The 25,302-nt window shown below is 48.4% G+C and carries 26 protein-coding genes; 3 read left to right on the top strand and 23 right to left on the bottom strand.

All coding sequences use genetic code 11. The features are described 5' to 3' along the window. Positions 1 to 131: 131 nt before the first annotated feature. From OCV43_RS01140 to OCV43_RS01190, 11 genes are all read right to left on the bottom strand, one after another. Positions 132 to 1,511, bottom strand: a complete 1,380-nt coding sequence (locus OCV43_RS01140) for an aldehyde dehydrogenase (protein ID WP_262623197.1) — start codon at positions 1,509 to 1,511, stop codon at positions 132 to 134. Next, entirely contained in the window at positions 1,511 to 2,722 is a 1,212-nt protein-coding gene (locus OCV43_RS01145) for an iron-containing alcohol dehydrogenase (protein ID WP_022243600.1), read from the bottom strand. The genes OCV43_RS01140 and OCV43_RS01145 overlap by 1 nt, the downstream gene beginning before the upstream one ends. Continuing rightward, positions 2,715 to 3,191 (bottom strand): MarR family winged helix-turn-helix transcriptional regulator, encoded by a 477-nt coding sequence (locus OCV43_RS01150; protein ID WP_022243599.1) that lies wholly within the window; start codon positions 3,189 to 3,191, stop codon positions 2,715 to 2,717. The genes OCV43_RS01145 and OCV43_RS01150 overlap by 8 nt, the downstream gene beginning before the upstream one ends. A gap of 196 nt (positions 3,192 to 3,387) precedes the next feature. Further along, positions 3,388 to 3,501: a glycerol-3-phosphate responsive antiterminator gene (locus tag OCV43_RS13950; RefSeq protein WP_317246652.1), complete on the bottom strand. Its 114-nt coding sequence runs from the start codon at positions 3,499 to 3,501 to the stop codon at positions 3,388 to 3,390. 39 nt (positions 3,502 to 3,540) lie between these two features. Then, positions 3,541 to 5,304: a recombinase family protein gene (locus tag OCV43_RS01160; RefSeq protein WP_118520950.1), complete on the bottom strand. Its 1,764-nt coding sequence runs from the start codon at positions 5,302 to 5,304 to the stop codon at positions 3,541 to 3,543. Next, positions 5,301 to 5,453, bottom strand: a complete 153-nt coding sequence (locus OCV43_RS01165) for a hypothetical protein (RefSeq protein ID WP_158575519.1) — start codon at positions 5,451 to 5,453, stop codon at positions 5,301 to 5,303. The genes OCV43_RS01160 and OCV43_RS01165 overlap by 4 nt, the downstream gene beginning before the upstream one ends. A gap of 92 nt (positions 5,454 to 5,545) precedes the next feature. Continuing rightward, positions 5,546 to 5,719 carry a transposon-encoded TnpW family protein gene (locus OCV43_RS01170; RefSeq protein WP_226855230.1) on the bottom strand — a complete coding sequence of 58 codons (174 nt, stop codon included), beginning with the start codon at positions 5,717 to 5,719 and terminating at the stop codon, positions 5,546 to 5,548. A 461-nt stretch (positions 5,720 to 6,180) separates the two neighbouring features. Next, positions 6,181 to 6,423 carry a helix-turn-helix domain-containing protein gene (locus OCV43_RS01175; protein ID WP_002604473.1) on the bottom strand — a complete coding sequence of 81 codons (243 nt, stop codon included), beginning with the start codon at positions 6,421 to 6,423 and terminating at the stop codon, positions 6,181 to 6,183. Beyond that, positions 6,407 to 6,844, bottom strand: coding sequence for a sigma-70 family RNA polymerase sigma factor (locus tag OCV43_RS01180; RefSeq protein ID WP_002604474.1), 438 nt, complete (start codon positions 6,842 to 6,844; stop codon positions 6,407 to 6,409). Before OCV43_RS01180 ends, OCV43_RS01175 begins: the two co-directional genes overlap by 17 nt. 473 nt (positions 6,845 to 7,317) lie before the next feature. Further along, positions 7,318 to 8,301, bottom strand: a complete 984-nt coding sequence (gene rlmN / locus OCV43_RS01185) for a 23S rRNA (adenine(2503)-C(2))-methyltransferase RlmN (protein ID WP_002584956.1) — start codon at positions 8,299 to 8,301, stop codon at positions 7,318 to 7,320. Between the two features lie 16 nt (positions 8,302 to 8,317). Then, complete coding sequence (locus OCV43_RS01190; RefSeq protein ID WP_003431289.1) at positions 8,318 to 8,503, bottom strand: cysteine-rich KTR domain-containing protein; 186 nt, start codon at positions 8,501 to 8,503, stop codon at positions 8,318 to 8,320. A 398-nt stretch (positions 8,504 to 8,901) separates the two neighbouring features. On the opposite strand from OCV43_RS01190, the gene OCV43_RS01195 reads away from it, so the two are divergent. The 3 genes from OCV43_RS01195 (at position 8,902) to OCV43_RS01205 (ending at position 11,084) form a co-directional block, all read left to right on the top strand. Beyond that, complete coding sequence (locus tag OCV43_RS01195; protein ID WP_262623199.1) at positions 8,902 to 9,258, top strand: helix-turn-helix transcriptional regulator; 357 nt, start codon at positions 8,902 to 8,904, stop codon at positions 9,256 to 9,258. A 201-nt stretch (positions 9,259 to 9,459) separates the two neighbouring features. Beyond that, a complete protein-coding gene (locus OCV43_RS01200) occupies positions 9,460 to 9,789 on the top strand; it encodes a plasmid mobilization protein (RefSeq protein WP_002584958.1) in 330 nt (109 codons plus the stop codon). Next, a complete protein-coding gene (locus OCV43_RS01205) occupies positions 9,750 to 11,084 on the top strand; it encodes a relaxase/mobilization nuclease domain-containing protein (RefSeq protein ID WP_002584959.1) in 1,335 nt (444 codons plus the stop codon). Before OCV43_RS01200 ends, OCV43_RS01205 begins: the two co-directional genes overlap by 40 nt. Positions 11,085 to 11,285: 201 nt before the next feature. Here the strand turns inward: OCV43_RS01205 and OCV43_RS01210 are convergent, their stop codons facing one another. The 12 genes from OCV43_RS01210 to OCV43_RS01265 form a co-directional block, all read right to left on the bottom strand. Then, positions 11,286 to 11,495, bottom strand: a complete 210-nt coding sequence (locus tag OCV43_RS01210; RefSeq protein ID WP_002584960.1) for a transposon-transfer assisting family protein — start codon at positions 11,493 to 11,495, stop codon at positions 11,286 to 11,288. Between the two features lie 4 nt (positions 11,496 to 11,499). Further along, complete coding sequence (locus OCV43_RS01215; protein ID WP_118555755.1) at positions 11,500 to 14,529, bottom strand: antirestriction protein ArdA; 3,030 nt, start codon at positions 14,527 to 14,529, stop codon at positions 11,500 to 11,502. Between the two features lie 125 nt (positions 14,530 to 14,654). Next, entirely contained in the window at positions 14,655 to 15,023 is a 369-nt protein-coding gene (locus OCV43_RS01220; RefSeq protein ID WP_007860200.1) for a cysteine-rich VLP domain-containing protein, read from the bottom strand. Continuing rightward, positions 15,020 to 17,095 (bottom strand): type IA DNA topoisomerase, encoded by a 2,076-nt coding sequence (locus tag OCV43_RS01225; RefSeq protein WP_118555756.1) that lies wholly within the window; start codon positions 17,093 to 17,095, stop codon positions 15,020 to 15,022. The genes OCV43_RS01220 and OCV43_RS01225 overlap by 4 nt, the downstream gene beginning before the upstream one ends. Next, positions 17,092 to 17,841 carry a DUF4366 domain-containing protein gene (locus tag OCV43_RS01230; protein WP_118555757.1) on the bottom strand — a complete coding sequence of 250 codons (750 nt, stop codon included), beginning with the start codon at positions 17,839 to 17,841 and terminating at the stop codon, positions 17,092 to 17,094. Before OCV43_RS01230 ends, OCV43_RS01225 begins: the two co-directional genes overlap by 4 nt. After that, positions 17,831 to 18,097 (bottom strand): DUF4315 family protein, encoded by a 267-nt coding sequence (locus tag OCV43_RS01235; RefSeq protein WP_118555926.1) that lies wholly within the window; start codon positions 18,095 to 18,097, stop codon positions 17,831 to 17,833. The genes OCV43_RS01230 and OCV43_RS01235 overlap by 11 nt, the downstream gene beginning before the upstream one ends. Before the next feature lie 6 nt (positions 18,098 to 18,103). After that, the gene (locus tag OCV43_RS01240; protein WP_118555758.1) at positions 18,104 to 18,826 is read right to left on the bottom strand and encodes a phosphoadenosine phosphosulfate reductase domain-containing protein; all 723 of its coding nucleotides are present in this window, start codon (positions 18,824 to 18,826) and stop codon (positions 18,104 to 18,106) included. Between the two features lie 13 nt (positions 18,827 to 18,839). Further along, the gene (locus OCV43_RS01245; protein ID WP_118555759.1) at positions 18,840 to 20,810 is read right to left on the bottom strand and encodes a C40 family peptidase; all 1,971 of its coding nucleotides are present in this window, start codon (positions 20,808 to 20,810) and stop codon (positions 18,840 to 18,842) included. Then, positions 20,807 to 21,763: a DNA-methyltransferase gene (locus OCV43_RS01250; protein ID WP_118555760.1), complete on the bottom strand. Its 957-nt coding sequence runs from the start codon at positions 21,761 to 21,763 to the stop codon at positions 20,807 to 20,809. The genes OCV43_RS01245 and OCV43_RS01250 overlap by 4 nt, the downstream gene beginning before the upstream one ends. Beyond that, complete coding sequence (locus tag OCV43_RS01255) at positions 21,760 to 24,156, bottom strand: VirB4-like conjugal transfer ATPase, CD1110 family (protein WP_118555761.1); 2,397 nt, start codon at positions 24,154 to 24,156, stop codon at positions 21,760 to 21,762. Before OCV43_RS01255 ends, OCV43_RS01250 begins: the two co-directional genes overlap by 4 nt. Then, complete coding sequence (locus OCV43_RS01260) at positions 24,116 to 24,508, bottom strand: PrgI family protein (RefSeq protein ID WP_118555762.1); 393 nt, start codon at positions 24,506 to 24,508, stop codon at positions 24,116 to 24,118. The genes OCV43_RS01255 and OCV43_RS01260 overlap by 41 nt, the downstream gene beginning before the upstream one ends. Positions 24,509 to 24,520: 12 nt before the next feature. Next, positions 24,521 to 25,302, bottom strand: a 782-nt coding sequence (locus OCV43_RS01265) for a VirB6/TrbL-like conjugal transfer protein, CD1112 family (RefSeq protein ID WP_262623200.1), incomplete at its 5' end; no start/stop codon positions are given.

Here is a 25,302-nt window from a genome sequence, read left to right on the forward strand (position 1 = left end):
GCCGAAAATGAGAGATTCTTTTAAAGCTCCCTGCCAGCCAATAGTCCAGTACTTAGCCGAAGCCCGATCATTCAGACCAATAGACCGGGCATTAGACAATTTCTCTGGAAAATACCCGAAATATCTTCCGGTTATTTCAGAAAGAACCGGATAAGCCTGTCATGAAGAGAAGTATATGGCTGGTATCTCATAGGCAGATCAATACAGGTTTTTTTATCAACGATGCTTTTATAATGGGAAAAGGTATCAAATCCGGTTTTACCATGATAAGAACCCATGCCACTTTCGCCGAAGCCGCCAAAGCCCATTTCTGTTGTGGCAAGATGGATAATGGTATCGTTGATACAGCCACCACCGAAACCAGTATGGGAAATGACTTCATCTGCAGTCTTTTTGCTTGAAGTAAAGATATAGAGAGCAAGAGGATGAGCCATGGAATTAATTTTGTCGGTAGCTTCGCTCATGCGTGAAAAAGTTAATACAGGCATAACCGGACCGAAGATTTCTTCTGACATGACGGCATCTTCAAAAGTGACATGATCCATGACGGTTGGCTCAATCTGTAATGTTTCTTTGTTGGAATTACCGCCATAAATTACTTTTGAAGAATCAATCAGCCCATTGATGCGATGAAAATGCTTTTCGTTGATGATTTTGCCATAATCGGAATTCTCAAGAGGAGATTCCCCATATTGCCGGATGATTTCTTTTTTTATTTCTAAGAGCAAAGCATCTTTGATCTGCTCATCGCAATATACATAATCCGGTGCCACACAGGTCTGACCGCAGTTGAGATATTTCCCGAATACGATTCGTCTGGCAGCTAATTTCAGGTTGGCATCTGCTGCAACGATGCAGGGACTTTTTCCACCAAGCTCAAGTGTTACCGGAGTAAGGTGGGAAGCTGCATGCTCTAAGACAGTTTTGCCGACCGCCTGACTTCCGGTAAAGAATATATAGTCAAAGTGTGACTGCAAAAGAGCCGTATTTTCTGCCCGGCCACCGGTTACAACTGCTACATATTTCTCTTCAAAACATTCTTTTATCAGAGATGTGATGATGGCACTTGTGTTAGGCGAGTAGGCGCTTGGCTTTAAAATGACAGTATTTCCTGCGGCAATTGCATCGATTAATGGGTCAATGGTTAACAGAAAAGGATAATTCCAGGGGCTCATAATCAGTACAACACCATATGGAGACGGTTTTTTGTAGCTTCTGGAATGAAATTGTGCAAGGGGCGTATGAACGTTTTTTTCTCTGGCAAATTTTCTGGTGTGCTTTATCATATAGGTAAGTTCGCTTAAAGCCAGTCCGGCTTCGCACATATAGCTTTCGTGGGCTGATTTTCCAAGGTCAGCCTTAAGCGCTGCTAAAATTTCATTTTCATGGCTTAAAATAGTATTTTTCAGCTTTTTTAAAGCGGCAATCCGGTAAGCAACAGATAATGTTTCACCGGTTTTAAAATAATTGCGCTGCGTAGAAACAAGTTCTGTTATTTCAGCTTCAGTCATTATTTTTCCTCCTCTGGCATAAGCATATAATAGTATTTTTCGAGCTCTTTTGCATTCATCAGAACTGGAACCGGATAAAGCGGGTTCGCTTCTTTATCGGCATATCTGGAAAGTTCCGGAATATCTTCTTTTTGAATCTCGGAAAAAGTATCACCAATCTGGAAATATTCTTTCATGTCTTTGATGGCAGAGATAAATTTATCAGCAGCTACTGCATGATCATCGGATTCGTCAGCAATACCTGCATAAACAGCAAGTTGGTAAAGCTTTTTGTAAATGGTAGAACCATAATCTTCTAATACCATCGGAAGTATTGTCGCATTGGCAAGCCCGTGTGGAATATTATATTTGCCGCCAAGGGAGTGGGCTACGGCATGGACATAGCCGACATAGGATTTGGTAAAAGCACATCCGGCAAAGAAAGAGGCTTTCAACATTTCTTTTCTTGCTTCTATATTCTGACCGTCGTCATATGCTTTGTAGATATTGTCAAAAATTAATTTAGTTGCTTTTTTAGCATATTTTCTGGTATGTCTTGTAGTAGAACCGCCAATATAAGCTTCTACGGCGTGGGTTAAGGCATCCATACCGGTGGTGGCGGTAAGAGATGGCGGAAGACTTATGGTTACTTTCGGGTCTAATACAGCATATGCAGGAATTAAAGGGAAATCATTGATGGCATATTTGTGTCTTGTCCGGGCATCTGTGATAACAGCAGCGAGAGTGGTTTCGCTTCCGGTTCCTGCAGTTGTCGGAATCGCAACCAATAAAGGCAGTTTTTTATGCACTTTTAAGATACCTTTCATTTTGGATAAAGACTGCTTAGGTTTTGCGATTCTTGCACCGACGGCCTTGGCACAGTCGATACTGGAGCCACCACCAAAACCAATGATAGCATCACAATGTTTTTCAAGATAAAGCTCTCTTGCTTCTTCTACATTTGTTGTAGTTGGATTAGCAACCGTCTTATCATAGATAAAATAATGGATGTTATGGTGGTCAAAATGCATAAGCATCCGGTCTAAAAGACCAAATTTGCGGATACCGGCATCTGTAATGATTAATACAGTATCAATGCCTTTTTCTGCAAAAAGCCCGGTCAGTTTGGAAGTGCTGTAAAAAACTTCCGGATGTCTGTAAGGCAAAAAAGGGATTGCAATTTTAAAACATTTCTGAAAAATTCTGCAATATGCAGCTTTACATTTATTCATGCTCGTCATTCCTTTCTAATTCATCGCAATATTGTTCTAAGTTTGCGGAAATTGTTTTTAATGCAGAATAAAAAACAGTCCGGGTTTCATCGGAAAGATCTGAGCCGCCAAAAGATACTGCATTGTTGATTGCGGCATTTACTTTTTGGGCATAAGAAATCCCTTTGGGTGTAAGGATGACTTTGGCACGGTATTTCCGCTTGTCGGACGTATCTTCTGCATTGACATATTCTACCAGCCCCTGTTCTAGGAGGTCGGCAAGCACCCTGGAAATACCAGCCTTGTTTTCTTTGGCGAGAACACAGATTTCAGCGGCGGTAAGACCTTCCGGAGAATTGTTTAGAAAATTCATGCATGTAACATGAGTGCCCTTAAGACCAATTTTGTTCATCTCATATTTCTTTATTTTTACAATGTTTTTGTAAATCGATGCAATATTGGTGGTAAAGGTTTCAAATCGTTCAATCATAGCTGCCTCCATAAAGCTACAGGAAAAAGGTATAAATTTCCGTTATTTGCAAAAAAAAGATGTTGCATACTCAACATATAAAAGCATAACAGTTAAAAGTTGAATAGTCAACATCTTTGCACATATATAGAATAAAAAGTATTGGAAGCGAACTAATTCAATATAGAAAGAATAAATCTCCGGTTTCAGTTGGAGTTTACAGAAACCACACATCCGGATTGGTAGAAGAGATGCAGACAGCTCCGGCATTCAGCATGGATACAACGTCTTCTTTATCGGAAATGAGTCCGCCAGTAACGGGGCGGTGAATTAAGAAAACATTGAAGCAAGGGACGGTATAGCCAAACGGCTATGCCGTTCTTTGCTGTTTTTGAGTTGTATTTTGGGCTTTTTCTTTTGCCCGTTCAAAATCAAATGCACCGATGAAGTTATAAACAATCGTGATTTCCCTTGTCTTGGATTTCTTATCGGTATGGGAAACCTCGATACGGTCTATAAACTCCCGCAAAATGGAAGCGTCAAGTTCCTGCATATCGGTGTACTTCTTTACGACGCTGATAAACGCCTTAACGTTGGTTTTTTGCTTTTCCTGCTGCTTGATTTCTTCCCGCAACACTTCTGCCATTGATTTTAAGTTTTCCTGCTCCAACTCATAATCACGGGACATTTTGATAAACCGTTCATCTGATAATTTCCCGGTTACATTGTCCTCGTATAAATGCTTGAACAGGTTATCCAATTCGGCAATCCGGCTTTCGGCTCTGGAAAGTGTTTCGCGCTTGCGAGAAAACTCCGCGTCGCGCTCCCGTAAACGGCTGTCCGCTGCTTCTTGGATAAACTCGGCTTCGTACTGCGTTACATACTCGATTGCTTCCCGCAAGTTCCGCAAAACAATTTCGTGCAGGACAACATTTTTAATGGAATGGGTCGTACACAAATCTTTGCCTTTCCGATAGGTCGAACAGATAAAATACTTCTGTTCTTCGGTAAAGTTCGTTGCGCGGCATTGATACATCTTGCCGCCGCACTCTGCACAATAAAGCAGCCCGGAGAAAATACCCATATCGCCCATTTTGGTAGGACGGCGGCGTGATCGGCGTATGTTCTGCACAATGAGGAATACGCTTTCTTCCACAATCGGCGGCTGCGTGTTCTCAAAGATCACCCATTCCGACGGGTCGTTCCACAACTTCTTTTTGCTCTTGTAGGATTGCTTGCGGGTCTTGAAGTTTACGGTATGCCCTAAATACTCTATGCGTTCTAAAGTGCGGGAAACCGTTTCATTTGTCCATTTATATGGGTTAGCCGTTGGCTTGTTGGTAACAGGCCGCCCCTTTGCTTGGGAGTAAGCTGTCGGATTATAGATTTCGTGCTTTTCTAACCATTTTGCAATCTGCGTCGGTCCCATGCCGGAAACGCACAATGCGAAAATCTGCTGCACAACGGCTGCGGCTTCCTCGTCTATAATCCACTTCTTTTTGTTGTCCGGGTCTTTCATGTAGCCGTAAGGCGGGATTGTGGTAAGATGTTCGCCGGATTTACCTTTTGATTGCCAAGTAGCGCGTATCTTCTTTGAAGTATCGCGGGCGTACATCTCATTGAACACGTTGCGGATTGCGGTAAACTCATTTTCGCCCCGCGTACTGTCTACTCCGTCGTTGACAGCGATAAAATGCACGCCAAAATCGGGAAACAGCATATCGGTATAAAAACCGACTTGCAAATAATCTCGCCCAAAACGGGACATATCCTTGACGATAACGCGCTTGATTTTCCCCGCCTTAATATCGGCTAACATACGCTGAAAGCCGGGGCGGTTGAAGTTTGTACCGGAATATCCGTCGTCCTCGTCATAGTGCCGATAGGCAGTAATCCCATGCTCCCGGCAGTACCGTTCCAAAATCTTCTTTTGGTTTGCAATACTGTTGCTCTCGCCCTCTAATTTGTCCTCTTGCGAAAGTCTTTCATATAAAGCCGTTATACCCTCGTCCTGCGTGTCCTGCTGCTGATCGCGCACATAGAATTGCAAGACATTGTTTGAAATGACTTCGCGGACTTCCGCGCTTAACACTTTGGGGGCTGCAATCTGCTGAAAGGAAAAAGTGTTACTCATCTGCGCTCACCACCTTTCGCGGCAAGTGCAGCGTTCCCGTTCCGGCTTGCGTAGTAAAGAAGTCTTTGCATTTGATTGTCAAGGTACAAAGTATCTGTTTGAAGTGCCGCACGAAAATAGTATGCGGTCAATTTATCCGACTGTTTCATGTTACCTCCTATTCCGACAGCCGGACAAACAGGTTATATATATTATACCACATAACCCGCCGCCCGTCTGCAATAGGAGAGTATTTTCGGCATTATACCGGGCTTTTTTCTCGTTTTAGGTCATTGTGGATTAGGCGGCGTACCTTTGTCGCGGCGTCCTCTTTTACACCGTCTTTTACAACGGCTTTGACGATATAGGTTATATCCCCGATCTTGTATTCGCGTACAATCGGGGATTTTGCTTCTTGTTTATTTGTTTGTTCCATAGTAGAAAATCCCCCTTTCGTGGGATAGAAAGAGAATATTAAACTGAAAAGGCAAAAACGGGCGGTTGTTAGCTGCAACCTCACGGGAGTTTCACCCCGGCCCATGCTTATGGGTGCGCCGCGCAATACTTTGAGGGTGTTCAACGCGGGAGTATCATTGTGCCGCCTTGTATGTCGTCGCCCACAAGCTGCTAAACTTGTTTTACGGCGAGGTAGTTCTCGCTCGGCTTTCCCCGTAGGGGGAAAAGCTGTCATGGCGTACCCGCCGACTGGCTCGGTACAGACGGAATGTACCCGTTGCCTGTTATGCTGCGCACCAAAGGCCGCTTTCTTTGTCAAAGAACAATAGGCTTTGTCGGCCTGCAAAAGCACATCAACAGCGGATATGCTTTTGCGGAACGACAAATAGCCCATAACGGGAAGCGTGGAAAGGGGACACGCTCCCCGCATGGGCTAAAAGATTATCCTACATGAAAAGCAAGGGTGCGGGTAATAAGGCGCACTTGCAGCCTGTTACGCATTTCCTCGTCCACATAGGAATAGGTATTGCCCGCGTCGTCTTTCAGCGTGCGGGTACAAAGTTTCGCTATGTAACCCTCGTAGTGCTTCAAGATCGCGCACATGGCGGTTGTGTCGCCGTTTGCCGCTGCGGAAATGACAGGGAACGGCAACAGATTTTCAGACTTCCTAACGGTATTCATCATCTGCTTTTCCCTCCAAATACTGTTTGATTTTCGCAAGCGCGGATTTCCTGTGCCGGAAAACCGTCGTGCGTACAACATTCAGCAGTTCGCCAATTTCCGCGTCGCTCATATCCAAGAAGTAGGACAAAAGGATAATGTCGCGTTTCCTTTCGGGCAAAGCGTTAAGGGCTTCGGCAAGCAGTTCATTTTTGACGAGTACATCAAAGCCGGACACTTGAAAACGGAAATAATCGCTTTCGTATTCGTCCGTTGTGAAAAGCTGCGCGAGTTCGCTTTCGCTCAAATCCGAAAAAGTAACTTCGCGTGCTGCGCGTTTCGCAAGAGTGCGACGGTGGCTTTTCGCTTCGCCGACCAAAGTTTTCTTTGCTAATGCGTCGTACTGATGTTGTATTCTTTCCTTGTCGGAAGAAGATAGCTCCATAGAGTTCACCTCCTTCCCGCGTGGAGTAGAGGACGGGAGTTAAGGGCTTGTCCTCTCTGCCCCTTTCGCTCCGTACCCGTTCGGGAGATGGCTCTTGAGTGCGCTTTTCAGAAAAAAGTTGAAAAAAGCAAAATGCGCCCGTCCGCAAGACGCGGACGGGCGCAAAGGAAATGTAAGCAGTAGCTAAATGTATTGACAGTTCACATTCATAGCCGGAATATCCCGCTTGCGGAGCATAGCTTTTTTTGACCGCAAAGCATTAGGCGGGTTACAGTAAATAAAAATGGACACGGCGATACCTCCCCGATACCGCCGTATCCTTAAAAAAGGGCGACTTTAATACACTACCCGCAATCCATTCTATAATAGGGAACAGCGGCTTTTGCGCAATATTAAATAAAAAAGCCGATAACACATAGGTTTTTTGACCTAATGCGTTATCGGCTCTGCGTCTATGCGTCTGGCACTTTTAATCATTTTTTTTTGAATTTATTATATGTGTTAGCTAACTGTCCACAAGCCGCGTTAATCTCTCTGCCATGAGAAACTCTCATAGTAACTTCAAGTCCTGCTTGCTCTAATTGATGTTTGAATGCAACTATTTCCCGTTTCTGTGGTGCTTTAATTCTTGAATTGCTTGTTGGGTTGTATTGTAACACGTTAATCATAACTTTTTTGCCCCGAAACCATTTTGCAAGTTGTCTTACATCTGAGGGCCGGTCATTTATACCCGGTAAAAGCAAATACGCAAAGACAATTTTGCGATTATGCCTTTCAGAATAGGATAAGGCTTGCTTAACAACATCTTCAATAGCATATATGCGCATGTGAGGAATAATACGATTTCTTGCAGATTGTGTTGCTGCGTGTAAAGATATTGTCAACTGAATTTTAAGATGTTCCTCGCGCAATTTTTTTAATTGATCGACCGGACCAACTGTTGATATGGTAATGCCGTCGGTTGGAAAGTTGAGCCCATATCTATCTCGGAGAATATGGATTGCTTTTATCAAGTTGTCATAATTGAATAAAGGCTCTCCCATACCCATAAAAACGATACGGTTTACTTTTCGACGCAACAATATAATCTGTTGTACGATTTCTGACGATGTTAGATTACGAACAAAGCCATTTCGCCCGGACTCACAAAAAATACAACCAACAGGACAACCGACTTGTGTGCTCACGCAAACAGTTCCACCATCTCGCCGCTTGATAAAAACCGTTTCAATGTATTTGTTGTCTTTCAGTTCGTAAACATACTTTTCAGTATCACTGCTTTTGCAAATATTTTTTACCAACATTGATAGATTTTTTTTGCGTGGTAATTGCTTATATAATTCTTCATATAAGGCTTTTGCTTCATTCTCGCCAATAACTTCCGACATTTCTTTGTAAGTAAATCCGTATGGATCATTCCGTACTTCCGCAGGCGTATATTTAGGTAAACGTTTCATTTTTATATCCTTTCTTCTAAATAATAAAAGTTTGTTTTTCTGTATTTTTGATTACAATCTCTAATTTTTCTACATCAATGATATGCGTCAATTTGCATTTAGGGCAGAAAAGAGGAAAATCTTTTAATACAGTATTATGAAATACTTGAACTCTCGTCTTTCCGTTACAAATCGGACATTTTATCCAATATTTTTTAAGCATTATATTTCACTCGTCCTTTTTACACAAAAAAATGCAGGTCAATCCTCAACATGAGCATTGACCTGCATTTATAATGCACAGAGCAGTACAACAAAACTAAGGCATAGCTTGCACTATGTCTATACTATATCTATACGTCGTTAGTTTTTTGTATAGCATCCGCAAAATAAGCATGACAAAAAAGCCCATGTTGAAAATGGGAAAATCCTTTTTTTCAATGCTTATCTAATACGCATGCTATGCAACATAAACGCCGCCTCCTTTTACATAAATTTTATTTTATCAGAAAATCAGTCTACTGTCAATACACAACAGGAAGTATTTAACCTAATGATATGAATTGTGTGGACATATCCAAAAAGAAAGGTGAACTGTAAAATGTAACAGGGTGAATGAAAATGGCAAAAAGACCCGTACCATTGTACGACTTTAAGGCTTTCGGGGCAGCTATAAAAGCCGCGAGAAATGAATACGGCGAGAGCCGCAAAAAGGTAAGCGACGAGTTATATATTTCCCCGCGCTACCTTGCGAATATCGAGAACAAGGGACAACAGCCGAGTTTACAGGTATTCTATGACCTTGTAACCCGGTATCATATTTCGGTAGATCAATTTTTCTTCCCGAACAGCAATGCGGAGAAATCCACCGGGTGGCGGCAGCTTGACGCGCTGCTGGACGGTATGAGCGATAAAGGCATACGGATTGTAACCGCAACAGCAAGGGAGATAACGGAAGTCGAAAAAGCAGAGGATTAACCTCACAATATGAGAAATCGGGAGATTGCAGCGCATGGCGGCTGCAATCTTTTTTTGCGTCCAAAATCAAAGGAACGCGCAACAAATACCGCCTTTCGGTGGGGGTATGGAGTAGATAGCAAGCACAGCAAACGAGTACCCGTTTGCGGAAAATGCTTGTTGGGATAATCCCAAACCCTTATACCGAAAGGCGGTGCGGAAATGGAAAACCGAAAGAGAAATATACAGATGAAGTTTTACGTTACGGAAGAAGAAAAGCGGCTGATCGACGAGAAGATGAAGCAGCTTCCCATAAAGCAGTATGGGGCATACTTCCGTAAAATGGCGATAGACGGGTATATTCTTGTCGTTGACCGAAGCGACACAAAAGCATATATCCGGGAACTGCAAGCGGTGAGCCGGAACATCAACCAAATTGCAAAACGCGCCAATGCGACGGGGACGGTTTACAGGCAGGATATAGAGGACATTAAAAAGGCGGTGGACGAGATATGGCGGTTACAAAGACGCACCCTATTAAATCAACCTTAAAGGCTGCGATAGACTATATCTTAAATCCCGAAAAGACAGACGGGAAGCTGCTTGCGTCCTCTTTCGGCTGCGGGCTGGAAACCGCCGATATTGAGTTTGCATGGACGCGGGAAGCTGCCGGAGATCGCGGCACACATTTAGGGCGGCACTTGATACAATCCTTTGCGGTGGGAGAAACCACACCGGAAGAAGCGCACAAAATCGGCATGGAACTTGCCGGGGCGGTATTAGGCGGCAAGTATGAGTTTGTTTTGACAACTCACGTCGATAAAGACCATCTGCATAATCACTTGATTTTCAACGCGGTTAGCTTCGTTGACTACAAAAAGTACCATTCCAACAAGCAAAGCTATCACTTTATCCGGCGCACCAGCGACAGGATATGTAAAGAGCATGGGCTATCCGTCGTCGTACCGGGACAGGACAAGGGAAAAAGCTATGCAGAATACACCGCCGAAAAGCAAGGGACAAGCTACAAAGCAAAGCTGAAAACGGCGATAGATACTCTCATTCCCCAAGTGAAAGATTTTGACGAACTGCTGCGCCGCTTGCAGGAAATGGGGTATGAAATCAAACAGGGCAAATACATTTCCTTTCGCGCTGCCGGACAGGAACGGTTTACCCGCACAAAGACGCTCGGCGCGGCCTATACGGAAGAAGCGATAAAGGAGCGTATCAAGGGCGTGTATGTTGCCAAAACAAAAACGCTGCGGGAAGATAAGAAAATCCGGCTTGTCGTCGATCTTGAAAACAGTATCAAAGCCCAACAGTCGGCGGGCTATGAACGGTGGGCAAAAATCCATAATCTGAAACAGGCTGCTAAAAGCATGAACTTCCTAACCGAAAACAAGATTGAGTATTATAGCGAACTTGAAAGCAAGATAGCCGATATTATGACCGCTCATGACGCGGCGGCAAAGGCGGTTAAGGAAGTGGAACAGCGTATGTCTGATTTGTCGCTGCTTATCAAGCACACCACCACATACCGACAGTTAAAACCGATTTACGATGAATACCGAAAATCGCCGGACAAGGAAAAGTATCTGCGGGGGCATGAAAGCGAAATTATCCTGTTTGAAGCTGCGGCAAGGGCATTAAAGGAAATGCAGATAAAGAAGCTGCCCGATCTCGCCGCGCTGCGCAAGGAGTATAGAAGCTTAAACGACAGGAAAACCAAATTGTATGAAGATTATCGGCAAGCCAAGAAGCAAATGCAGGAATACGGCGTTGTCAAAAAGAACGTCGATAGTATTCTTTACCCGTCCCAAAGCAGGGCGCGGGAGCAGGAGCGATAAGGCGCAAAACATGGGGTGGCAAGTGGAATGTTAAGGGCTGAAAACGCCTGTGTTTCTGCGGCTTTCAGCGCATGAAAACGACATAGACGATAAAGTATATTCAAACCCGCAAAAACGGCTTTCTAATTGTCCACGCAAGGACAAAAAAAGAACAGGGGCGCGGTGCCGGAAATCGGCAACCGCGCCCCTGTTCTCTATGGGCTATTCCTCGTCGGTCAAGATAAACTCCCTTTCGGAAAACTCGCTGTCCGTCATGGCTTGCAGCTTGTTCACCGCTGCGGCGGCAAGCTGGCGCATATCCTCGTCCATGTAGGGCATGGCGGCAAGGATATTTTCAAGCGTTGTTTCCCGGCTGTCCTCGGCGTAGATCGCAACAATGTTTTCTTCCTCAATGGTAAAGCGGGTATTCATGCTATCAAACCTCCAAATCCTTTTTATGCTCTTTCTGTTTATCTTTCGGCTGCTGCGCCGCCTGTTTCTTGTATTCGTCCAGCTTCTTCAAAATGGACGGTTTTTTCTGCGGCTGTTCCCGTTTCTCGGCTTTTACCGCTTTTGCAAGGTCGGTAACGGAGATCGCTTCGCCCGCCTTTGCCCGCTGCTCCAAATCCGCGACGGTGGGCGTTTGCGGCGTGTTATTGATAAGCCCGTCAAAGTTGTTGTCGTTCTGCTCTACAATGTCCTCAACGTGCTTTAAGGGATTATCCCGCTGCGGCTGCTCGGCGGCTATGGCAAACGCCTGTGTACCATTCCCCATAATGAGATACTTCCCGTCCTCCGACGCATGGTGAAAACCAAAGCCCGCCGCTTCGATCTGTTCGCGGGTCATATCGGTAATATGAAAATTGCCCCTCGGCGTTCTAACGGTTTCACCCGTCATAAGGCTGTCGGGGGTCGCTTCCGGCTGCTGCTTTTCAAGCTGCCCGTCCTTGTAGGAATAGCCTTGCGCCGCGATTGCTTCAAGGGTCTTGCCTGTAACGTCGCCGTAAATCCGCTTGTCTGCGTCAACCAGCATTTGCAAGGTATCTTTTACAGTATCGGACAAGGCTTGCTGCTGTTCGGGCGGTAACTTGTCAAATACGGGGGGCTGCTGCTCCTGCTCGGCTTGCCGCTGCTGCTGCAATTCGGTAAAATGCCCCTCAATCTCGGTAATGAGTTCCTTTGCGGTCGCCTGTATCGTTTCAAGGGACGCTTTTAATTCGGTCATTTCCTTGCCGCTGCTCCACCCGGCAACATACCCGAAAGAGTAATCCGACGTATCAAGCCCGAAATGCTGACACACCGTATAGGCAACGCTTTCAGCCTGTACCTCGCGGCTGCGTCGGTCAACGCGGTTTTGTTCCTCCGGCGGGGCGTTTAAGTCCACGTCATGCAGCTTCGCATGGGCGATTTCGTGAATGGCGGTCTTTACCGCCTGTAACTCGCTCACGCCCTCTTTGATAGCAATTCGCTTATCGGTCAAACTGAAATATCCGTTTGCGCCGTTGGTGATCTGCTCAAAAGCAATCGGAACGGGGGACGCTTTTTCAAGGGCAGCGAAAAAGTCCTCGTACTGTTCCACATCGGCAAGCAGCGGTTTAACGGAAAGGTCGGGAAACTCCTTGCCCTCGGTCTGCGAAATATCAAAGACGGTTATAACCTTAAAGGCGGGGACGGTGATTTCCTTTTCTTCCTTAATCGCTTTTCCCTCGCGGTCAAGCATGGGCTTTCTCGTTTCGGGGTCGATTTTATCAACCAGCTTTTTCACCTTGTAGGGTGCGGGGGCAAAGATTTTAATGCCTTTCTCGCCTTTCTTTACATGGCGGTCAAACTCCTTTTCCCATTGACGGAAGCCCATTACCAAATTGCCGCCCTGCATGGCAATCAAAATCGTATTGTTCAGACTGTAATCATGAAACTTTGACATAGCGGTTAAAAACTCTTTATAGCGGTCGCTGTCAAAAATTGCTTGTACGCCTTGCTCCAAACGGGCGGTAATCTCCTTTACCTTTTCGGCGGGCTTTTCAGAAGTAAGGATAATGGGGACGACGGGGCGGGGCTGCTGCGGCTCGGCGGTCTGTACGGCTGCTTGCTGCACTTCGGCTGCGTCCATATAGGTCTTGTCCTGTTCGCTGCGCTCCGGCTGCGGGTAACTCATAATCTTGTATTCCTCCGGCACTTCGCGCCCCTCAAACTGCCGTTCCCACTCGTCGCCGCTTTCCACGATATAACCATATTCGGTAAACGCGCCTTTTTCCTGCGCGGCGGCATTTCTTCCGAAAGTAGTAAGGTCAATGCCGCCTTTCCATTCTTCGGGCATTTGTACCATGCCGGATTGATTTAAGTAATAGTCGCCCAAATCGCGGTAGGTATGTACTTCGGGGATATGGACGTAAAAATCCACGTTGTAGGTGAAGTCAATTACCTGTCCAATATTTGCAAGCCCGTTTTTCTGCTGCAAAGCTGCGTTCAGCTTGCCGATCTCGGCGGGGTCAAGCTGTTCGAGCCGCGCCGCAAGGAAATTGAGTTCGTCCACGTCGGCGGCGCATACCATTTCATAAGGCAAGGCAATATGTTTCTCCGGGTCGTCGGAATAGCCGCGAATGGAAAAATCCTGCGGGTTATCGGCGGTAATGCCGACGCTCTGCATAGCGCCCTGTAACTGCTCCTTTGTGGCGGGCATATCCAGCCAATAGCCGCTTGGGTCGCCCGCTTCAAAGCGGCTGCGGTTGCCTATCATAATAGAAAACTGTTCGCTCATGTGTTCACGCTCCTTTTCCTGCCCGGTATTATCGGGGATAGCTGCCGCCTGTTGCTGCTGCGGGGGTTCCTCACCCTCTATGGTGTAGTCCGGCATGAGCATACCGTTTACTTTGAAATAGTCGGCGTACTCCTGCGGGATAGGCGGGGAGATTTCCGTAAACAAGCGGTCATACGCTTTGATACGCCCATTCAGATACTTTTCCATAGCTGCCTTGTCGGTGAAAACCTTTCTATCCTGTCCGGCGATCTTCGCTTGGGTTCTGCTTGGGCTGTTGGTTCGCACGCTCCATGTAAGCGTCCATGAATACGGGATAGATTTCTGCGCTTCTTGGTTGTAGCGGGTATTTTCGTAAATGTAGTAATTCATCTGATATACCCGGTTGCTGCGGGTGTGGCGGTTATACTCGTTTTCCTGCCACTCGTTCGCGGTGTGCTGGACGTGCGGCGTTCTCACATATTCCAATGCTTTATCCAGCAAAAGCGTTTTCCCCGCCTGTTCTTCCCATGCGGCGGCTTGCTCCTTTAAGCTGTCAAAAATCGCCTGTTCTGCCGCCGCGCTTTCGCTGCGCATGGAAAGTAGCTGCGCAATCGGCAAGGAAGCATAAGGGGCAATATCCCCGTCCTTTGCTTCAAAATATATCCGGCGTTCTATCCGCATGGTTTCGGCGGCTTCTAATTTGTCATGGTCGTATGAGGTGTACGGCATATTGTTTCATCACGTCCTTTCTCGATTTTTAAGGGTTTGGGACTATCCCAACAAGCAAAATGCCCGCGCTTCCCATAGAGCAGCGCGAGCATTTCTCGCAAACGGGTACTCGTTTGCTGTGCTTGCTATGTAGTTGTTTTTATCCGTAAACGCCTGTTTCTTTCGCTTTCCGCTTTCTGTCTGCGGCGTATCTTTGCCGCGCAATCGGGACAGTATTTCGCCCGGTTGCTGCCCGCCGCAAACGTGCTGCCGCATACCGCGCAACGCTTCAAATCGGTTTCCCCGCTGCGGGTGATCTGTTCGCATAGCTGCCTGTCTGCGGGTAAAACCGCTTCGCGGAAATAACGGCATAACAGCGAATAGCTGATACTCTGCACACAAACGCAAGTTTCCCCGTCGTCCAATAGCAGACAGTTCCCGCAATCGTTGTTGGCGCACGCGGCGCGGGTCATTTTCTTAACGGCTCGATACTGCTTTTCATCAAGCCTAATCATTTTCGGTTCTGCTCGACGCGGAAGTTTACATACTTGCCGCCTGTGTCGGCAAGCAGCACAACCCCGTCAAAGGTCTTTCCTGTTTTGGTGGAGTACATACCTTTGATTTTTACCTTTCCGTCTTTCAAAAGGGCGGCGGCAATCGCCTTTGTGAAAGCCTTTTTGCGCTGCTCAAAAAAGCGGTCATTTTTCCACATAACAAAGCTGCACGCCCTGTCGGAACAGTAGTAGTTTTTCTTGCCCTCGTAAACCGCCGCGCCGCAACGGGGACAAGTGCCGATTGCTTCCCGCTGCGGGGCAAACAGCTTCGCTTTATCTTCGGAAATCGCGGAATAGGTTTTGACAAGTCCCGCTGTCATTTCCTCAATCCCGCGCATGAAATCGTCTGGGCTGTCGCTGCCTTTGGCAATCCCGGTAAGGCGGGTTTCCCATTCTGCCGTAAGCTGCGGGGACGTAAGGACTTCGGGCAGAATAGCGGCAAGGTTATACCCGTCCTTTGTGGGGATTAGCTTTTTGCCCTTGCGCTCGGCAAAGCCCGCGCTAATGAGTTTTTCAATGATACCCGCCCGCGTTGCGGTAGTGCCTAACCCTTTGCGCTCCGCGTCCTCCGGCGTGTCCTCCTTGCCCGCGCTCTCCATAGCCGAAAGTAACGTATCTTCGGTATATGCTTTTGGGGGCTGCGTGTAACGCTCGGAGATCTCCGCTGCCGGATTGTCAAAGGTCTGCCCCTCGGCAAGCGGCGGCAAAACGGCTTCCAGCTCTGCGTCCTCGTCCTGTTCCTCGGACGCGGCGCGGGACAGCTTTTCAATCTCACGCCACCCCTCGCAAAGCGTCGTCCTGCCCTTTGCGGTAAAGGTATAACCGCCGCAAGAGATAACCGCCGTAACCGCTTCATATTCATAGGGCGCGGCTGCGGCGCAAAGCAGCTTCGCGCACACAAGGGTCATAAGTTTTGTTTCGCTGTCGGCAAGGGAAGAAAAGCCCGCTTTCAAAAACTCGGCTGTCGGCAAAATAGCGTGGTGGTCGGTTACTCTGCTGTTATCGCAAACCCTTGTAAGGCCTGCTTGCAGCTTTACCCCCTGCATAAAGGGAAGCAGCGAACAAAGCCCGGTAATGAGTTCCTTTGTGCTGCTCTGCATATCGGAAGTGATATATTTGCTGTCGGTGCGGGGATAGGTCAAAAGCCGCTTTTCATAGAGGGCTTGCGTATAATCAAGGGTCTGTTTCGCCGTAAATCCATACAGGCGGTTAGCTTCGCGCTGCAACGCGGTAAGGTCAAACAGTTTCGGCGGGGCTGCGGTCTTTTTCTCTTTTTTGAGGGAAGTACAAACGGCTTGCGATTTCTCGCAAGCCGCTTTCATCTGCTGCGCTGCCGCTTCGTCGTCCTGCCGTTCCGAAAGGGCGGCAACGCCGCCAACGTCCAGCCGGACAACATGATATTTCTCTTTCTTAAAGCTGCTGATTGCATAGTCGCGGTTTACCAGCATAGCAAGGGTGGGCGTTTGCACTCTGCCGACATTCAATGTTTTATGGTAGAGGATAGAGAAAAGGCGGGTCGCGTTAATGCCAATGAGCCAATCGGCCTTTGCTCTGCAAAGCGCGGATTGATAAAGGTTGTCGTAGCTGCGCCCGTCTTTGAGATTAGAGAAGCCCTCGCGGATTGCGCTTTCTTCCATGCTGCTAATCCAAAGGCGGGAAAAGGGCTTTTTGCAATTCACCTGTTCATAGACAAAGCGGAAAATGAGTTCTCCCTCGCGTCCGCTGTCGCAAGCATTGACAATCTCGGTAACGTCGCTGCGGTGCATAAGGTCTTTGAGAATGGAAAACTGCTGCTCCTTGCCGCTGGCAACAATAAACCGCCACTCCTGCGGGACAATGGGGAGATCGTCGTACTTCCATTTACGGAATTGTTCATTGTAGGTCGCCGCGTCTGCAAGGCTAATCAAATGCCCGATACACCACGACACAAGATAACCGTTGCCCTCAAAATATCCGCTGCGCTTTTCATTCGCGCCCATAACGGCGGCAATCGCCGCCCCGACGCTCGGTTTTTCTGCAATTACAAGTTTCATAGATTGTCGTCCTCCTGCTCGGTCTGTTCGGTTTCTACTTCTTCCGTTTCCTCGTCGTCCTCGTCAAAATCAAGGTCGTCAAGGTTGCTGCTGCCTTTCGCCGCGTCCTTTTTGGGCTTCAAAATCTTAAAGTAGTAGAACGCGCCGCCGCCCGCTGCGGCAACAAGCAGCACGACAAGCAGAATACCCATGCCGCCGCCTTTTTCTTCTTCCGGCGGCTGCTCGGTTTCTTCCGGCTCCGGCTCGGCTTCCACGCCCGCGCACTCGCTCATATTGACGCTGCAAACGGGGCAAGCGGTGTTGACGCTTCCGACAATACATTTTTCGGTGCAGCTACAAACGGGGGCTTCGGTCTGCCCGTCCTCCATAAGGGCGGTTAAATCCGCTTCGTCCACTTGGTTAAGGAAATGGACGGTGTTTTCCCCGTCCTCGGCGCGGTCAATGATGATGTAAAAATAGTTGCCGCTTTTGGTTACGACGGTGATAAACTGCTTGTCGCCGGACGCTTCCCCCGTAATATCGTCCACAAGGGACATATTACCGTCCGGGGTAAGGGGCTGCGGCTCATAGCCGCCCGTCGTTTCCTCCGGCTCGGTTTCCGGTGGGGGCGTTTCCTCGGTTACAGGGGTAGGCGGCAAGTCGCTTTCAGACCCGCCGCCCGCGTATGCGGTAACAGAAAGGCCGCACATGATAACCAGCGCGGCAAGCAATACGGTAAACTTTCGGATTAGCTTTTTATTCTTCATTGTCGCTGTCCTCCTGTTCGGCGGGGTAAGTGGCTTCCGGCTGCGGCAAGGTGATTTCGCCGCTGGCGTAAGCGGAGAGGAACGCGGCAAGCTGCGTCCCGTCAAGGTGTACTGCCTTTACCATTTGCACGATCTGTGCGTTTTCTTCCTCGACTTTCTGCGCTTCAAGGTCTTTCAGCTTCTTTTGGTATTCAAGGATTTTTGCCCTCGTTTTCTCAATATCCCTTTCGATACGGTCAAGTTTCGTGTTCGCCATAGTCATTTACTCCTTTCCAAACTGTTCTTTCCATGAATAGCTGCGCCCCAATCCCTTAACGGTTTTAAGATAGGGCATAGCGTTTTCTTCCAAAGCCGCCGCCCGGTTAAATAGATCGGGATAGTGTTCTTTGAGATATAAAATCTCTTGTTTCTTCATGCTCGGACAAAAGAAACAGGACGATTTACCCGGCTGCGGCAATCCTGCCGCTTTGATTTCCCGAATACAATCGTCCCTGTTCCAGCCCCATTCTTCAATGAGAGGGTAGCGGTTATGATATTTTTTGTCGGCTTCGTTGTACTTGCGGGAATGTTCATACCGTTTCACTTCTCCCGCGTCATAGCCGATATAGCGGTTGACTTTCTCGCCGCGCTGCCATACTTCGCGGCAAGGCGCATAGTGGTTGCAAAACTTTTCCTGCGGTGCGATTTTGTGTTTCTGCGAACAACGCTTATGCCCGTAGGCAATCGACGGGAGCGTATGAGAGCGCAAGCACTCGGTTTCAAGAGGTAGGCGGTTGCCGTAGCGGTCAACATACTGCACAACGGTAATCTGCGGCATACCGCGTTCCGCAAGCCATTGATTGATTACCTTAACAAATTGATAGGTATGCGGGTGTTCCGCACCCGTATCGGCAAAGGTGATAAGGTCAACCGGGATTTTGTGCTTGTATAGGCCAATAAGTAAGGCGGCACTATTCGTGCCGCCGCCAAAAGATACAATATTCATTTTTCAACTCCTTTTAGTTGTAATGTAACCGCCCGTAGGCGTAAAAGTGGGATTGCCAATAGCTGGTGTCCAGTCTTGAATACTGGATAGGGTCGCCACAATGCAGCATGACGGGGCTTCCGTCCCCGTCCTCGCCCACATAAATCCCCACATGGGAAACGCCGGGGGTATCGTATGTACCCGTAAAGAAAACCAAATCCCCCGGCTGCGGGTTAGAAACAGGGGTTGAGATGTTGTAAAGCCCTTGCGCCCCAAGTCTGCCCGTATTGTATAGGCCGCTGTTCGTCAACACATAACTCACAAATCCGCTGCAATCAAAAGAGGTTTCCGGGGTGCTGCCGCCCCACACATAGGGAAAACCGACGTATTTATCCGCTTCCTCCATGAGCCGCGCAAACTTTTCATCGGAATTAAGCAGCGCGGTGGGTACTTCGTAATCGGCGGGCGGGTTTTCATAGTATTTTGAAACATAGCCGGATTGCGGGAACAGATCGGGACGGTTGCCAAGGGACGACATATAGATTGCATATAGGGACAACTGTTCTTCCCCCATGATATAAACGGGAACATGGGAAAGGTTGAAGTTTTCCAAATCCACATGAAGAATGTAATAGTTATAGGGTACTTCAACTTCGTATTCGTTGCCCTCGCTGTCCGTCCGCGTTTCGGTGCGGTAGCGTACCTCGACTTCCTCCGTAACCGTCAAGATATACTGTTTCTCAAAGAGCATTTCAAGGGTGCTTTGCGCTTCATCGAGAGTAAACACGCCCTCATGCAGCGCGGAGAGGATAGAGATTAGCACATAGGGGTCATGCTCGATCTCGTCCGCGTTTACCCGGTATTCGTCGTAGCCGGGGTATTCGCTTTCGATATTGTCCAGCATATCTTGTAACTCGGCTTCCATAGCGGCATACGCGCTTTCCGCGCCCGTTATATCCGCGTCCTCGGAGAGATAGGACGACGCAATCAAACCGCTGCCGCTGTTGCCGCCAAAAAGGGAACAAGAGGACAGCCCGCCGAAAAGCAGCAGCACGATAAAGGCAATCCCGCCCACAATCAAGCAGCCTTTCCAGTGCCGGACAACAAAGAACGTCGCCCGTTTGGTTTCCTGCGCGGTTTTCTTCGCCGCCTTTGCGGTGGCTTCGGCGGTCTTTTTCACTTTGCCGCCCGCTTTCAGCGTTTTTGCGTATTGCTTTTTAATGCGCTGCTTCTGCCAAAAGCGGGAAATGGGGTTGGAGTGCGCAAGAGCGGGGTTATCATGCAACGCCTTTTGATAGAGGAAATCGGCGTTTGCCTTTACCGCCTTTTTCTCCGCTGCCGCCGCTGCCCGGTAGGGTTTCAGCTTATGGCTGCGTATGCTGCGCTTTGCTGCCCGCGCCGCCATGCCGCCCGCTTTCTCGCCCGCAAGTTCTACCCGGTGCCCGCTTTCCACACCGACGTTTTCTTTCTCTACCTCGTAGATTTTCCCGTGTACGGTACTGTTTAACTCCTGCGCCGGACGGGATAAGGGGTTATGCCGCAACTTGCCGTTTGGGGGCTTATCGGTCTTTTCAAAGGAAAGGCGCGTTTTTGCCTTGCCTTTCGCTTCGTCAAAAACGCGCTCTTTCTTGATTTTGGTCTGCTTGGGGATAGCTGCCCGCGCCGCATCTAAACGGCCTGCCGCCTTGTCCGATTTCTTAATTGCCTTTTGAAGTTCCGGCGTTGCCCGTTCCGCTTCGGAAAACTGCAAGCGGGAAGTATGGTTTTTTAGCTGCGCCGCGTCAAGGGCTTTTTTCTCCGCGCCTTTTGCCGCGTGTCGTTCAACCTCTGCGCCGATATGCTGCACAACCTTTTCCGCTGCCGCCCCTGCGGGGGCTGAATAGTTTTCCTCCTGCGGCCTTTCGCTGATACTGGACGTTTCGCCCGTCGTAAGGTTTTGTGCAACCGCACCGTCGCGGGTCATTTTCTGCGTTACCTTGTCGGGGGCTTTCAGTTCCTTGCTCAATCTTCATCACCTCCAATCCGCTGTTTTGCAAGTTCGCAATAGTTGGGGTTTAACTCAATGCCGATATAGCGGCGGTTAAGCCGCTTTGCTACCATGCCCGTCGTGCCGCTGCCGAAAAAGGGGTCAAGGACAATCCCACCCACGGGACAGCCCGCCAAAATGCACGTTTCCGCAAGTTTGGGCGGGTATGCTGCGAAATGCCCGCCATGATACGCGACATTGTTGATCTGCCAAACGTTGCGGCGGCTGCGGACGGGAGAAATCAACTCGTCGGCGTATGCGCCCTTTTCGCGGGGGCGGTTGATTTTCTGCGGTTGGTTTTGCCCCGGAACAGTAACGTTATACTTGTTTCCTTTGCTAACTCCGCTTTTCAGCCGCCCCGCCGTTGTGGGTGCTATCGGCTCGGCTACCGCTTGCCAATCGTAGTAATACTTCTTTGACTTGGTAAGCAGAAACACATATTCATAGCAGCGGGTCGGCCTGTCCCGCATGCTTTCCGGCATGGGGTTTGTTTTGTACCAGATAATAGAACTGCGCAAATACCAACCGTCGCCCCGCAAGGCAAGGGCTACAAGCCACGGAATACCGATTAAATCTTTCGGCTTGCAGCCGGGGGCGCGGTGGTTGAACGCCACTTGCTGCCCGTTCCTGCCTTTGGGATATTTAGGGTCTTGGTGGCCGGCTTTGCTGCCTGTGCCGCAATAAGTGTCTGCGATATTGAGCCAACAAGTACCCTCCGGCGCAAGCACCCGCTTTACCTCATGGAAAATCGCTGTAATGCGGGAAACATATTCTTCCGGCGTTGCTTCCCGCCCGATCTGCCCGGCTGCGCCGTAGTCTCGCAAGGCATAGTAGGGCGGGGACGTTACGCAACAATCAATACAGTTATCCGGCAAGGTTTGAAGCACCTGCAAGCTGTCGCCGCAATAGATTTTATCCGTTTCTATCCTCATGCCGACACCTCGCCGGGTTTGGTCGTCATGACGCGGTACAGTTCCGTGTCCTGCGGGAAACGGTCAATAAACGGCAAAATCACGTTGCCGTAGAAAATAAGCCCCTCGCCCGCTTCGGAATGGGTTACATAGGTCATTTGCTGCTGCGAAATATTAAGCTGCTTTGCAAGGATTTCCCTGTCGCCCTGCGCTTGGTTGAGCATATACACAAAGTCCGAGTTTTCAAAGATGTTCTCCACCTCGCGGGACGACAACAAATCTTTCACGTTTTGGGTGATACCTGTTGGAATACCGCCCCATTTGCGAAAACGCTTCCAAATCTCAACGCTGTACGCTGCGGTCTGTTCCTCTTTGAGCAGCAAATGAAACTCGTCGATGTAGTACCGCGTCGCCTTACCCTCGCTGCGGTTTATGGTAACTCTGTTCCAAACTTGGTCTTGGACAATGAGCATACCGAGTTTTCGTAGCTGGGTGCCGAGTTCTTTAATATCAAAGCAGACAAGGCGGTTATGAATATCAACGTTTGTCCTATGGTTAAACACATTCAAGCTGCCGTTTACATAGAGTTCCAATGCCGACGCGATACGCTGCGCTTCCTTTTCCGGCTGCTTCTTGATTTCATTGTAGAGGTCGCCCAAAATCGGCATATTCTCTGGCTTCGGGTCTGCAAGGTAGCTGCGGTACACGCTGATAACGGCGCGGTCAATCAAGGTCTTTTCAACCGCTTCCAGCCCATTTTTGCCGCCCATAATGAGTTCGCAAAAGGAAAGGATAAAATCGCTCTTTAAGGCTATGGGCGTGTCGCCCTCGCTGTAATTGAGGTTTATGTCCATCGGGTTAATGTACTGCGTGCTGTTCTGCGAAACCTTGATAACCTGTCCTTTCAGCCGTTCCACAAGGGGGTAATACTCCGCTTCCGGGTCGCAAATGATAATATCGTCTGCGGTAATGAGAAAAGCGTTGGTGATCTCGCGCTTTGCCGAAAAACTCTTGCCGCTGCCCGGTGTGCCGAGGATAAGGCCGTTTGGGTTTTTCAGCCGTTTTCTGTCGCACAAAATCATGTTATTCGATAATGCGTTTAAGCCATAATACAACGCTTCGCCGCTTTGGAACAGTTCTTGTACCGTAAAGGGGACGAAAATAGCGGTGCTGGAAGTCGTCAAGCCCCGCTGGATTTGGATTAGGTTTTCGCCCAATGGGATAGAGGACATAAGCCCTTGTTCCTGCCGATAGTCAAGGCGGGTGAGCATACAGTTGTATTTCTGCGCGATACTTGCGGCACTGAATACGTCGTTGTCCAATTTCTGCTTTGTGTCTGCCACATTCAAAACTAACAGCGTAAGCAAAAACATTCGCTCGTTCCGGCTCTGCAAATCCCGCAAAAGGTTTTTCGCTTCGCCGCCGTAGGTGGCAAGGTCGGACGGGATTATATCCATGTCGTAGCCGCTGCGGATTGCCTTTTTCTGTTCCTCAATCTTCATGCGGTCTAAATCGGTGATTTTCCGCTTAATAGTCTTGATTGCTTCGTTGTGGTCGATACTCTGAATGTGCAGATTGACGACAATCCCGTTCTCCGCTTCCATGAAGTCGGCAAGCATACGGTCTGAAAGTTCCGGCGCGGCAATCTGCAAAAAGGAAACCGCGCCAAACTTCCCGCCCATTTGAAACATTCGCCCGTCGCCAAAACGGAAAGAGGACGGGGCAATAAAGTCTTTGACGGAAAGGCCGCTTACGGGTAGCCATTCCCATGCAAAATTGAAGCGTTCCCCGTCCGGGTGGAAAAGCCCATGCAGCACTTCAAGCCGCTGCTTCCCGTCCAGTACCCGCGCCGCCGCGCCGATCACCTTAAAATGGTTCAGCGTGTCCGTTTCGATACGGGCAAGCCGCGCCCGCGCCGATTTAATATCTTTTGCTTCAATGGTAAAGGTGAGAAACTTTGTCTTGATAAGCCCGTTGTTGCCGCGTTCAAGCTGCGTTTGCAGCATTTCGGTGTATTCGGCTCTGATACTGTCAAAGTCGTCATTCTGCGGGGCAATCGTGATACTACTCTTAAAATCTTCCTTGTTCGCATGGCGGCTGATTAAGGAAAGCTGCACGCTGATAGAAGCGTCAAAAGAGTTATACATATCGCAAAGGGCTTCAAAAATGGCGGTCTTGTCGTCCGGCTGCGCAAGTTGATAGTTAATATCTTCAAACTCAATGCACTTGGAATACCGCCCGTTTGCAAGGCGGCAAATCCCGTCCTTATACATTCGCTCAAACGGTATGCTGTCCTGCGCCGTATGGGGCTTCCCGTCGCCCTTTGCCTGCCGGATAAGCGCGTCGATCTGTTTCTTTTCCTGCCGCGTAAGTTTACGCTTTTCGTTTTGGGTCTTTCCCTTTTCCTTTGACAATCGCCCGTACCTCCTTATCTAATCGCTCCTGCCGCGCAAGGGCAGTATAAAAATTGTTGGTCTGATAAGGTCGCTCTTTGGGGCGAAGAAACTTCACTTCCACAAATTGCCGTATAATCACTTCCAGCGGTTGCCCGTTCTTCTCGTACATAGCGAGTAGGAACATAGGCAGCATGGCAAGCACCATGCACAAAGCCGCCGTTGTCGTTCCCGCGCTGTCCTTTGTCAAAAAGAATAGCGGTAGCCCGATAGCCACCGCCGCGCCGAAACAGAGTAATTGTCTTTTGGTAAGGTTAAACATTACCTTGCTTTTGATTTTGGTTAAATCCTTTGGGACGGTTACATACGCCATAGTCCACCTCCTTTAATGCGCGCTGAATACGGATTTTGCAAGGCTTCCCGTCTTGAAAAGCGTAAAACACAAGAGGACGGTATAGCCCATGCAAGACCAGATCGCGCCGGATATGTCGTCGGTTGCTGCGATTGTCTGTATCAATACCGCGTAAATGCCGACGCACACAAGAATTAAAAACGCTTGGAAACCGAGGGCAAGCAAGGATTTCAAATAATTCTGTCCCATGCCGCCCCATTCGTGATTTACCATTGTCGCAACGGGGATAGGGGCAATACTCGTTACAAGGTATATTTCAATCATGCGACCGTACACCACAAGCATAATGCAGATAGAGAGGGCTTTCATGGTAAGCCCCACAAAGAGGGATTGAAACCATAGCCCCAAAAGCCCGCCGACGCTCATAGCGTCCAGCTTTGCTTCTATGTCGGTGATAACGGTTGCAATATCTATGCTTGTGTCGGATAGGATAACGCCCGCGCTGTCGTTGACGACGCTCTGCGTAACGTCGAAAACACCCATGACGATGTTCCAAGTATTTGTTACCAGCAGCACCGCAACAAAGGTTTTGAAAATCCATTTGAAAAATATCCAAGTGTCGAGATCGTGCAGATTGTTTTTCTCAATTACAAGCTGGATTAGTTCGTAGCACATGACAAAGGTAATGATAACGCCCGCAATCGGCACAATGACGTTTTCCGAAAGGCTGCGTATCATATTGAATATACCCGCGTTCCACCCGGCGGGGGTTGTGCCGACTTGCGTTACGATTTCTCCAACCTCTGTATTTACGC

Origin of the sequence: Roseburia amylophila (assembly GCF_025567465.1) — a bacterium.
In the GTDB taxonomy this organism is placed as follows: Bacteria; Bacillota; Clostridia; order Lachnospirales; family Lachnospiraceae; genus Roseburia_C; species Roseburia_C amylophila.

Excerpts from the sequence above, each read along its gene's own strand:
- OCV43_RS01140 (WP_262623197.1), bottom strand. The coding sequence starts at position 1,511 with ATGACTGAAGCTGAAATAACAGAACTTGTTTCTACGCAGCGCAATTAT.
- OCV43_RS01145 (WP_022243600.1), bottom strand. The coding sequence starts at position 2,722 with ATGAATAAATGTAAAGCTGCATATTGCAGAATTTTTCAGAAATGTTTT.
- OCV43_RS01150 (WP_022243599.1), bottom strand. The coding sequence starts at position 3,191 with ATGATTGAACGATTTGAAACCTTTACCACCAATATTGCATCGATTTAC.
- OCV43_RS01160 (WP_118520950.1), bottom strand. The coding sequence starts at position 5,304 with ATGAGTAACACTTTTTCCTTTCAGCAGATTGCAGCCCCCAAAGTGTTA.
- OCV43_RS01165 (WP_158575519.1), bottom strand. The coding sequence starts at position 5,453 with ATGAAACAGTCGGATAAATTGACCGCATACTATTTTCGTGCGGCACTT.
- OCV43_RS01170 (WP_226855230.1), bottom strand. The coding sequence starts at position 5,719 with ATGGAACAAACAAATAAACAAGAAGCAAAATCCCCGATTGTACGCGAA.
- OCV43_RS01175 (WP_002604473.1), bottom strand. The coding sequence starts at position 6,423 with ATGATGAATACCGTTAGGAAGTCTGAAAATCTGTTGCCGTTCCCTGTC.
- OCV43_RS01180 (WP_002604474.1), bottom strand. The coding sequence starts at position 6,844 with ATGGAGCTATCTTCTTCCGACAAGGAAAGAATACAACATCAGTACGAC.
- rlmN (WP_002584956.1), bottom strand. The coding sequence starts at position 8,301 with ATGAAACGTTTACCTAAATATACGCCTGCGGAAGTACGGAATGATCCA.
- OCV43_RS01190 (WP_003431289.1), bottom strand. The coding sequence starts at position 8,503 with ATGCTTAAAAAATATTGGATAAAATGTCCGATTTGTAACGGAAAGACG.
- OCV43_RS01195 (WP_262623199.1), top strand. The coding sequence starts at position 8,902 with ATGGCAAAAAGACCCGTACCATTGTACGACTTTAAGGCTTTCGGGGCA.
- OCV43_RS01200 (WP_002584958.1), top strand. The coding sequence starts at position 9,460 with ATGGAAAACCGAAAGAGAAATATACAGATGAAGTTTTACGTTACGGAA.
- OCV43_RS01205 (WP_002584959.1), top strand. The coding sequence starts at position 9,750 with ATGGCGGTTACAAAGACGCACCCTATTAAATCAACCTTAAAGGCTGCG.
- OCV43_RS01210 (WP_002584960.1), bottom strand. The coding sequence starts at position 11,495 with ATGAATACCCGCTTTACCATTGAGGAAGAAAACATTGTTGCGATCTAC.
- OCV43_RS01215 (WP_118555755.1), bottom strand. The coding sequence starts at position 14,529 with ATGCCGTACACCTCATACGACCATGACAAATTAGAAGCCGCCGAAACC.
- OCV43_RS01220 (WP_007860200.1), bottom strand. The coding sequence starts at position 15,023 with ATGATTAGGCTTGATGAAAAGCAGTATCGAGCCGTTAAGAAAATGACC.
- OCV43_RS01225 (WP_118555756.1), bottom strand. The coding sequence starts at position 17,095 with ATGAAACTTGTAATTGCAGAAAAACCGAGCGTCGGGGCGGCGATTGCC.
- OCV43_RS01230 (WP_118555757.1), bottom strand. The coding sequence starts at position 17,841 with ATGAAGAATAAAAAGCTAATCCGAAAGTTTACCGTATTGCTTGCCGCG.
- OCV43_RS01235 (WP_118555926.1), bottom strand. The coding sequence starts at position 18,097 with ATGGCGAACACGAAACTTGACCGTATCGAAAGGGATATTGAGAAAACG.
- OCV43_RS01240 (WP_118555758.1), bottom strand. The coding sequence starts at position 18,826 with ATGAATATTGTATCTTTTGGCGGCGGCACGAATAGTGCCGCCTTACTT.
- OCV43_RS01250 (WP_118555760.1), bottom strand. The coding sequence starts at position 21,763 with ATGAGGATAGAAACGGATAAAATCTATTGCGGCGACAGCTTGCAGGTG.
- OCV43_RS01260 (WP_118555762.1), bottom strand. The coding sequence starts at position 24,508 with ATGGCGTATGTAACCGTCCCAAAGGATTTAACCAAAATCAAAAGCAAG.